This is a genomic window from Streptomyces sp. UH6 (assembly GCF_013421635.1).
Lineage (GTDB): Bacteria > Actinomycetota > Actinomycetes > Streptomycetales > Streptomycetaceae > Streptomyces > Streptomyces abyssomicinicus.
Map to the genome: position 1 here is coordinate 1 of NZ_JACADT010000143.1, position 8,858 is coordinate 8,858.

An 8,858-nucleotide genomic window follows, 5' to 3' on the forward strand; every position below is an offset into this window, starting at 1 on the left:
CCACGCCCGCCGCTACCCGTCGATGACGCTGAACCTGCTGCTCACGCCGGTGATGCTGCTCCTGCTCTTCGTCTACATCTTCGGCGAGACCATGAGCGCGGGCATGGCCGGCGGCGGCGCGGACCGGTCCGCGTACATCTCGTACCTGGTGCCCGGCATCGTGATGATGACCATAGGCTCCACCACGATCGGCACGGCGGTCTCCGTCTCCATGGACATGACCGAGGGGATCATCTCCCGGTTCCGCACCATGGCCATCCACCGCGGGTCGGTGCTGGTCGGACACCTCCTCGGCAGCGTCCTGCAGTGCGTGGCGAGCGTCCTGCTCGTCGGGGCCGTCGGCGTCGCCATCGGCTTCCGGTCGGTGGACGCCACCGTGCTGGAGTGGCTGGCCGCCGTGGGGCTGATGGTCGTCTTCTCCCTGGCCCTCACCTGGATCGCGATCGGCATGGGCCTGGTCGGTCCGAATCCCGAGGCCGCCAGCAACAACGCGATGCCGCTGATCTTCCTGCCGCTCATCTCGAGCACCTTCGTGCCCATCGCCTCGATGCCGGGCTGGTTCCGGCCGATCGCCGAGTACCAGCCCTTCACTCCCGCCATCGAGACCCTGCGCGGGCTGCTCCTCGGCACCGGGATCGGCCACCACGGCTGGCTCGCGCTCGCCTGGTCCGCCGGCCTCGCCGTCCTCGGCTACTTCTGGTCCACCGCCAAGTTCGACCAGGAACCGAAGTAGGACCCCCGAGCCGCGGCAGGGCCCGGCGGTCCGGCCGGCTTCCCGGCGGCGCATCCCGACACCAGGTCGGGGTGCGCCGCCCGCGTTGTGGCACCGTGTGCGGGGAGTGCGCCGAATCGAGTGCGGCACACGGCACGGGACGAAAGCGACGACGGGCCCATGGCGAATTCACCTTCCGGCGAGGCGGTCACCGAGCGGATCGTCCGCGTCCTGGAGACGTTCGACACCGACCGCACGGTGCAGACGGCGTCGGAGATCGGGCGGCGCGCGGAGCTGCCCTCGTCCACCGCCCACCGCATCGTGGCCGACCTCGTGGCGTGCGGGCTGCTGGAACGCGACGAGGAGCACCGGGTGCGCCTGGGCATGCGGCTGTGGGAGCTGGCCCTGCGCGGTTCGCACGCCCTGCGTCTGCGCCAGGCGGCTCTGCCGTTCATGGAGCGGGTGCAGGCGCGGGTACGGGAGCACACGCAGCTCGCCGTGCTGGAGAACGACGAGACCCTCTTCGTCGAGCGGCTGTCCCATCCGCAGGCGGGTGCGAACATCACCCGGATCGCCGGCCGGCTGCCCCTGCACGCCTCGTCGTCGGGGCTGGTCCTGCTCGCCCATGGCCCACGGGAGTTGCAGGACCGTGTCCTCGCGGGCCCCCTGGCGGCGGTGTCGCCGGAGACCGTGACCGACCCGGTCACGCTCCGCCGGATCCTGGCCGGCATCCGCCGTGAGGGCGTCGTCGTCGCGCCGGGCACGGTCGAGGCCGTGTCGACGGGGGTGGCCGTGCCGGTGCGGGAAGGGCGCGGGCGGGTGATCGCCGCGCTGTCGGTCGTGCTCCCCCGCGAGACTCCCACCCGTGTGGCCGTGGACGAGCTTCGGAGCGCGGCCGCGGGCATCTCCGCGGCGGTCGGCACGCACCGTCCGTAGACCCCGCGCACCGTCCGTGGACCCCGCCCCCCGCTCGTGGACGCCGTCGCGCGCGCCGTGCGTCGGACGACGGGGCCTGCGCGGCGGCGGCACGGCGGTCCACGGGGCCCGGAGACGGTCGAAGATCGGTTCCCGTTGAACGGGAAGCCCGGTCGTCAACGGACCCGCCGCGCGCCAGACTCCTGCCATCCCCGACCCCGAAGGAGACGAGATGCCCGTCCGTACCCGTGTCGCCGTCATCGGCGCAGGCCCCGCCGGTCTGCTGCTGTCCCACCTGCTCGGCCGGCACGGCATCGAGTCGGTCGTCGTCGACTCCCGCAGCCGCGAGGAGATCGAGACCACCATCCGGGCTGGCATCCTCGAACAGGGCACGGTGGAGATCCTCGACCGCACCGGTGCGTCCGACCGCGTCCTGACCGTCGGGCAGAAGCACGAGGGCATCGAGCTCCGGTTCGACGGCGAGGGCCACCGGATCGACTTCGCGGAGACCGTCGGCCGCGCGGTGTGGCTCTACCCCCAGCACGAGGTGCTGAAGGATCTGGTCGCCGCGCGCCTGGCGGCCGGGCAGGACCTGCGGTTCCAGGTGACCGCGGAACGCGTGGAGGACGCCGGGACGGACCGGCCCCGGGTGATCGCCCGGGACGCCGAGGGCAAACGGGTGGAGATCGAGGCCGACGTCGTGGTGGGCGCGGACGGCTCGCGGAGCGTCGCCCGGGAAGCGGTCAGCGGCTCACGCGGGGGGCACTTCCGGGAGTATCCCTTCGCCTGGTTCGGCATCCTGTGCGAGGCACCGCCCAGCGCGGAGGAGCTGATCTACAGCAACTCCCCCGACGGTTTCGCCCTGATCAGCCAGCGCAGCCCCGGTGTGCAGCGCATGTACTTCCAGTGCGACCCGCGGACGGACCCCGAGGCGTACACCGAGGAACGGCTGTGGGAGATCCTGCAGTCGCGGGTCCCCGGCACCACGCTGAAGGAGGGCCCCATCTTCCAGCGCGACGTGCTGCGTTTCCGCAGTTTCGTCGCGCACGAGTCGCGCCGCGGCCGGGTGGTGCTGGTGGGCGACGCGGCGCACACCGTGCCCCCGACCGGCGCCAAGGGCATGAACCTGGCCGTCGCCGACGTCGTCCTGCTCACCGACGCCCTGCGCGCACTGCTCCTCGACCGGGACGAGGGTCCCCTCGACGCGTTCCCGGAGACCGCCCGGCGACGTGTCTGGAAGGCGCAGCACTTCTCGTGGTGGATGACGAGCATGCTGCATCTGGCGCCGGGGACGGACGACTTCGACCGCATGCGGCAGATCGGCGAGCTGCGCACGGTCGTCGAGTCGGAGGCCGGCCGCGCCTACCTCGCCGAGGCGTACACCGGCTGGCCGCTCCCGTCCGCCGCGCTCGACGTGTGACCTCGACGTGTGACGGTGGTCGGCACGGCGGTGGCGGGCGCGTCCTCTCCGCCCGCCCGCCGCCCGAGGCGTTCCGGCATGTCCGCCGGGAGGCCGACGCGACGACCGCCCGCCGGGGCGGCGGCACGGTGGCGCTAACGTGTTCGGCGCACCAGGCACCAGCCCCTCCCCCGTCGGCCCGTCCGCTGTCGTCGGCGGGCCGGGAGGAGTCCCGAGAGCACGTTCCCCACGGAGGCCCGGAGATGAACACCTCGCCCGTCCACCCCTTCGATCTCGTCGCCGTCGACGGACTGCTCAGCGACGAGGAGCGTGAGATCCAGCGGACCGTACGGGCGCTGGCTGAGCGGGAGTTGCGGCCGTACGTCGCCGAATGGTTCGAGGAGGGCGCGATCCCCGCCCGTGAACTGGCCCGCACCCTGGGCAAGCTCGGTGTGCTGGGCATGCACCTGGAGGGCTACGGCTGCGCCGGTACCAGCGCCGTTTCCTACGGTCTGGCCTGCCTGGAGCTGGAGGCCGTCGACTCGGGGCTGCGGAGCCTGGTGTCGGTGCAGGGGTCGCTGGCGATGTACGCGATCCGGAAGTACGGCTCGCAGGAGCAGAAGCAGCAGTGGCTTCCCGGCATGGCGGCGGGCGAGAAGATCGGTTGCTTCGGTCTCACCGAGCCCGACGCCGGTTCGGACCCGGGCGCCATGCGCACCACGGCCCGGCGGGACGGCTCGGACTGGGTCCTCGACGGCACCAAGATGTGGATCACCAACGCCTCGGTCGCGGACGTCGCCGTGGTCTGGGCCCGCACCGAGGAAGGTGTCCGGGGCTTCGTCGTCCCCACGGACACCCCGGGCTTCTCCGCCCCCGAGATCAAGCGGAAGCTCTCGCTGCGCGCCAGCGTCACCGGTGAACTGGTCCTGGAGGGCGTCCGGTTGCCGGCCGAGGCGATGCTCCCGCAGGCGCGGGGCCTGTCGGGTCCGCTCGGCTGCCTCAACGAGGCTCGTTTCGGCATCGTCTTCGGTGCCGTCGGCGCCGCCCGCGACTGTCTGGAGGCCGCCCTCTCCTACGTCCGCGAGCGCACCGTCTTCGGCCGCTCCCTCGCCTCCTACCAGCTGACCCAGCAGAAGCTGGCCGACATGGCGCTGGAGCTCGACAAGGCCATGCTGCTCGCACTGCGCCTCGGCCGGCTGAAGGACGAGGGCCGGCTCCGTCCCGAGCAGGTCAGCGTCGGCAAGCTGAACAACGTCCGTGAGGCCATCGCCATCGCGCGTGAGTGCCGCACCCTTCTCGGTGCCAACGGGGTCACCTTGGAGTACCCGGTGCTCCGGCACGCCAACAACCTGGAGTCGGTGCTGACCTACGAGGGCACCAGCGAGGTCCACTCCCTGGTCATCGGCAAGGCCCTCACCGGTGAGTCCGCCTTCCGCTGAGGCCCCCACCGCGCGTGCCGTGCTCCGTGCGAGGATCGCGCCGTGAAGGATCTCCAGTTCCGTGTCGCGGCCGACGGTGACCTCGCCGGGCTCGTCCGGCTGCGTGACGACGCCGCCCGCTGGATGCTCTCCCGGGACATCACCGGCCAGTGGCGGCCGGGCGAGCTCGACGAGGAGCACTTCCGCCGTGTGACGGCACGTGGCGGCGAGGTGTGGCTCGCCACGGCCGGCGACCGGCTGGTGGGGGCGTGGGAACTGTGGTGGAAGGACGAGGAGGCGTGGGGGCCGCAGCCGCCGGTGGCCGGTTACGTGCAACGGCTGATGGTCGACCGCCGCGCCGCCGCGCCGGGGACGGGGCGGCTCCTGCTCCGGGCCGCGGAGCGACGGGTGTCCGCCGTCGGGCGGGACCTGGTGCGCCTGGACTGCCTGGCCGGCAACGCCCGCCTCACCTCGTACTACCTCGGCCACGGGTACCGGGTCGTCGGCCGCAAGGACGGCAAGCCCCAGCCCGGCGGCCCCCCGAAGTCGTTCACCCTCCTGGAGAAGTCACTGCCGGCGGACCACGACGGCTGAGCCGGAACGGACCCGCACGGACGCGCGACCACAAAGGCACGACCGGAACGCACGTCCTGCGGCGGGGTCCGGTGGAGGTCCGGACTCGGCGGCGGAGCTGTCCCTTAGACTCGCGCCCATGGGCAACTTCTCCTGAACGGGCCGCGACGGTCCCGACAGACATCCGCCCGGCAGGGGCCGGGCCCCGTCGGCGTGTGCGCACGCCCGTCCCAGGAGACATGACCACACCATGCCCGCCCGTTCCGCCCCCTCCGACCGCTCCGCCCTGGACGATCGCATCGCACGTCTGCGGCAGCTCGCCCACGCCGACACCCGGCTGGAGGGCGTCCTGCTCTACGGCTCGTGGACGGTGGGCGAGGCCGACGCCCACTCGGACATCGAGGCGTACCTCTACATCCAGGACGACCGTCTCGCCGACTTCGACGGCCCCGGCTTCCTGGCACAGCTCGCACCGCTCCAGCTCGCCTACACCAACATGTACGGCATCCTCGCCGTCGTCTTCGACGACCTGATGCGTGGCGAGTTCCACCTCACCCCGGCCGGTCCCGGCATCGACGAAGTCCCCACCTGGCGAGGGATGGTGCACCTGCCGCGCCCCGACGACGCCGTCCTGCTCGACCGCACGGGCCGGCTCACGAAGGCCGCCCGGGAGCTGGCCGACTTCCGGCCGCCCGAGCCGGTGACCACCGCCCAGCGGCTCACCGACGAGCTGACCAACTGGACGCTCATGCTCGCCCACGTCCTGGCCCGCGGCGAGATCGCCCGCGCCCACAACCTGTTGCACGCCGTCGTCGCACCCCAGCAGCTCCAGCTCTGCCGTCTGCTGCGCGACAGCACGGCGCATTGGCTCACCCCCAGCCGTGCGCTCGAACAGGACCTGCCCGACACCGACCGCCGTCGCTACGTCTCCACCACGGCCGCCGCCCGCGAGGAGGACGTGCGCAGGGCGGCACGCGACAGCTGGCGCTGGAGCCGCGACCTGACCGCCGAGGCCGCCGGGCGCTGGGGCGTCCATGTGCCGCACGCACTCCACGATCGGATCGGCGGCCTCCTGGACGGTCTTCGCTGAAACACGTCCCGGCCGGGGCCACCGGATGAGTCCGGTGGCCCCGGCCGGGACGGGGCCGAAGGCGGTGCGGGCGGGGGTGTTCAGCCCGTGGTGCGGACGAGCGGTTCGGGGGTCGCGTCGGGGCCGGGCCCGTCGTCGTCCGATCCGACCGCCCTGGTGATCTCGTCGGCGGCGGCGCTGGGCTCCGGGAAGAGGAAGCCGATGCCGACGAAGAGGACCAGGGAGGTGAGGAGCGGGGTGGCGACCGTGGCGGTCTGGTCGGTGCTCTCGATGACGTACTTCACGATGACGTACCCGGCGAGTCCGCAGGCCCAGGAGATCAGGGCGGCCTTGGCCCCGCAGCGGCGGAAGGCGGGGAGGAGGCCGAGCAGCATCGGGATGGAGATGGGGCCCATGACGGCGGCGACCAGCGCGACGATGATGCCGAGCGGCCCGCCGAGCGCCTCGGCCTGGAGGGCGACGACCATGCTCGCCCCGATGAAGACGACGGTGCAGATCCGGCCGGCGAGCAGACCCGTCCGTGGGTCGAAGGCGCGGGCCCGCCTGCTCACGGCGGGCAGGATGTCACGGACCACCACGGAGGAGATGGCGTTGGCGTCGGAGGAGGCCATGGCCATCGTGTGGGAGAACATGCCCGCCACGGTGAGGCCGACGAGGCCGACCGGCAGCAGGTCCTGGGCCATCAGCGCGTAGACCTGCTCCGGCTTCTCCAGGCCGGGCATGATCACGGGGCCGAGGACGGACGGGAAGAGGATGATCGCCGGCCAGATGAGGTAGAGCGAGGCGGAGAGCAGTGCCGAACGCTTGGCGGCCGGTGGGGAGTCGGTGGCCATGTAGCGCTGGGCCAGGTTCCACATGCCGCCGTTGTACTCGAAGAGCTTGATGACGACGTAGGCGGTGAGGAAGCCGGCGGTGTAGGGGCCGACCAGCGGCTCGGTGTGGCCGTCGGGCAGTTTCTCCAGCGTGGCGCCGAGCTGCCCCGGGCCGCCGATCTGGTCGATGACGACCCAGAGCATGGTGAGCGCGGCGATGCCCTGGACGACGAACTGGCCGAAGTCGGTGAGGGCGTCCGCCCACAGGCCGCCGACGGTGCAGTAGACCAGGGTCACCAGACCGGTGACGAGAATGCCGACGGGCATGGCGAGGCCGGTGAAGACGTTCAGCAGGATGGCCGCCGAGGCCCACTTGGCGGCCACGTCGAAGACCTTGAGCAGGGCCCCGCTCCAGGCAAGGGCCTGCTGGGTGGGCACGTTGTAACGGCGGGCCAGGTACTCCAGCGGAGAGGCCACGTCGTACTTGATGCGCAGCCGGTTCCAGCGGGGCGCGAAGACGAAGGCGCCGACGGCGGTGGCGAACGCCAAGGGCACGAACGCCCATATGTAGATGGTGATGCCGTAGCTGTAGGCGACCGCGGCGTAGGCGACGAACACCGCGGCGCTGTAGCCCGACATGTGGTGCGAGATGCCGGACAGCCACCAGGGCATGCGGCCGCCGCTGGTGAAGAAGTCGCTGACGGTGGTGATCCGCCGGTGCGACCAGAAGCCGATGAGCAGCATCACCAGGAAATAGCCGCCCAGAGCGGCCCAGTCCGGCCAAGCCATACGAACTCCTCGATGTCGGCGAACGTCACGTTCCGTGCGATCGCGAGCGGGTGATGCGGCGACGAGCGGGAGGGAAGTGGTGGAACATCAGTCCACGTATGTAAACTGCGTCTTCACTCTTGCCTTGAATTCGCGTGCAGGTTAGTGCTGCGTATTGGGGCGGTCAATCGTCCGGTCGATGTTTCGGAGGGTTTCGTTGGCGCGGGAGGAAGAGGCCGGGCGGGGCCCGGTGAAGTCGGCCGAGCGGACCGTGCGGATCATGGAGGCACTGGCCTCCTCCTCGGAACGGCTCACCCTGGGCCGGCTCCAGGAGTTGACGGGGTATCCGCGCTCCAGCCTGTACGCGTTGCTGCGCACGCTGTCAGGGCTGAAGTGGATCGAGTCGGAGGACGGCGGGGAGTCGGCGGCCTACGGGATCGGGCCACGGGCTCTGCTGTGCGGGACGGCGTACCTGGACCGCGACCCGGCGCTGCCGCACGCCGTGCGGCAGATCGAGCGGCTGCGGGCGGACGTCGGGTACACCACCCACTACGCGCGGCTCGACGAGGCGCGGGTGATCTACCTGGCGACCCGTGAGGCCACCGACTCACGCCGCCTGACCTCCCGGGTCGGCCGGCAACTGCCGGCCCACGCCACGGCGTTGGGCAAGGCGCTGATGGCCGAACTGACCGGGCGGGAGGTCGACGCTCTGCTGCCGGAGCCGCTGGAGGCGCTGACCTCGCTCACCGTGACCGGGCGGCCCGAACTGGCGGACGAGCTGGACGGCGTGCGGGCCCGTGGCTGGTCGCTGGAGAGCGAGCAGAACACGCCGGGGCTGTGCTGCGTCGCGGCGGCGGTGCCCTACCGCATTCCCGCGACGGACGCGATCAGTTGCTCGATACCGCTGGACCACGCCTCGGAGCAGGAGATCGAGCGGGTCTCCCGAGCGGTGCTGCACCACCGGGAGGAGCTGGCGCAGACGTTGCGGCGCGAGGGCATCCGCTGAGACACCGGGGCGGGCGGACGGGTGCAGCGGGCGGGCCCGGCACCGTTCGCCCGCCGGTCCCACCGGGCTCGGTACCGCCCACCGCCGGTACCGCCCACTCGCCGGGGCCGCCGTCCGCCGGAGCCGCCGGATCTTTCGGCTCCACCAGGTCCGCGGGTCCGCGGG

Annotated in this window: 8 protein-coding genes; 7 read left to right on the plus strand and 1 reads right to left on the minus strand. The window is 72.0% G+C overall.

Annotation, left to right across the window (positions count from 1 at the left end):
- The 6 genes from HW445_RS10520 to HW445_RS10545 all read left to right on the plus strand — a co-directional run.
- The coding region (locus HW445_RS10520) for an ABC transporter permease (RefSeq protein ID WP_180220762.1) at window positions 1-733 on the plus strand (733 nt) is incomplete at its 5' end.
- Window positions 734-892: 159 nt separating this feature from the next.
- Window positions 893-1,648, plus strand: a complete 756-nt coding sequence (locus HW445_RS10525) for an IclR family transcriptional regulator (RefSeq protein ID WP_180220763.1) — start codon at window positions 893-895, stop codon at window positions 1,646-1,648.
- Between the two features lie 211 nt (window positions 1,649-1,859).
- Window positions 1,860-3,047 (plus strand): 4-hydroxybenzoate 3-monooxygenase, encoded by a 1,188-nt coding sequence (locus tag HW445_RS10530; RefSeq protein WP_180220764.1) that lies wholly within the window; start codon window positions 1,860-1,862, stop codon window positions 3,045-3,047.
- A gap of 242 nt (window positions 3,048-3,289) precedes the next feature.
- On the plus strand, window positions 3,290-4,465 hold the full coding sequence (locus HW445_RS10535; RefSeq protein ID WP_180220765.1) for an acyl-CoA dehydrogenase family protein: 1,176 nt from the start codon (window positions 3,290-3,292) through the stop codon (window positions 4,463-4,465).
- A gap of 42 nt (window positions 4,466-4,507) precedes the next feature.
- Window positions 4,508-5,038, plus strand: coding sequence for a GNAT family N-acetyltransferase (locus HW445_RS10540; protein ID WP_180220766.1), 531 nt, complete (start codon window positions 4,508-4,510; stop codon window positions 5,036-5,038).
- A 229-nt stretch (window positions 5,039-5,267) separates the two neighbouring features.
- The gene (locus HW445_RS10545; RefSeq protein ID WP_180220767.1) at window positions 5,268-6,107 is read left to right on the plus strand and encodes a nucleotidyltransferase domain-containing protein; all 840 of its coding nucleotides are present in this window, start codon (window positions 5,268-5,270) and stop codon (window positions 6,105-6,107) included.
- Window positions 6,108-6,187: 80 nt separating this feature from the next.
- Here HW445_RS10545 and HW445_RS10550 read toward each other — a convergent pair whose 3' ends face one another.
- Window positions 6,188-7,708: a sodium:solute symporter family protein gene (locus HW445_RS10550; RefSeq protein WP_180220768.1), complete on the minus strand. Its 1,521-nt coding sequence runs from the start codon at window positions 7,706-7,708 to the stop codon at window positions 6,188-6,190.
- Between the two features lie 196 nt (window positions 7,709-7,904).
- Between HW445_RS10550 and HW445_RS10555 the strand changes: the two genes are divergently transcribed.
- Entirely contained in the window at window positions 7,905-8,693 is a 789-nt protein-coding gene (locus HW445_RS10555) for an IclR family transcriptional regulator (RefSeq protein WP_218956814.1), read from the plus strand.
- The last annotated feature ends 165 nt before the right edge of the window (window positions 8,694-8,858 follow it).

Excerpts from the sequence above, each read along its gene's own strand:
- HW445_RS10550 (WP_180220768.1), bottom strand. The coding sequence starts at position 7,708 with ATGGCTTGGCCGGACTGGGCCGCTCTGGGCGGCTATTTCCTGGTGATG.
- HW445_RS10535 (WP_180220765.1), top strand. The coding sequence starts at position 3,290 with ATGAACACCTCGCCCGTCCACCCCTTCGATCTCGTCGCCGTCGACGGA.
- HW445_RS10545 (WP_180220767.1), top strand. The coding sequence starts at position 5,268 with ATGCCCGCCCGTTCCGCCCCCTCCGACCGCTCCGCCCTGGACGATCGC.
- HW445_RS10530 (WP_180220764.1), top strand. The coding sequence starts at position 1,860 with ATGCCCGTCCGTACCCGTGTCGCCGTCATCGGCGCAGGCCCCGCCGGT.
- HW445_RS10525 (WP_180220763.1), top strand. The coding sequence starts at position 893 with ATGGCGAATTCACCTTCCGGCGAGGCGGTCACCGAGCGGATCGTCCGC.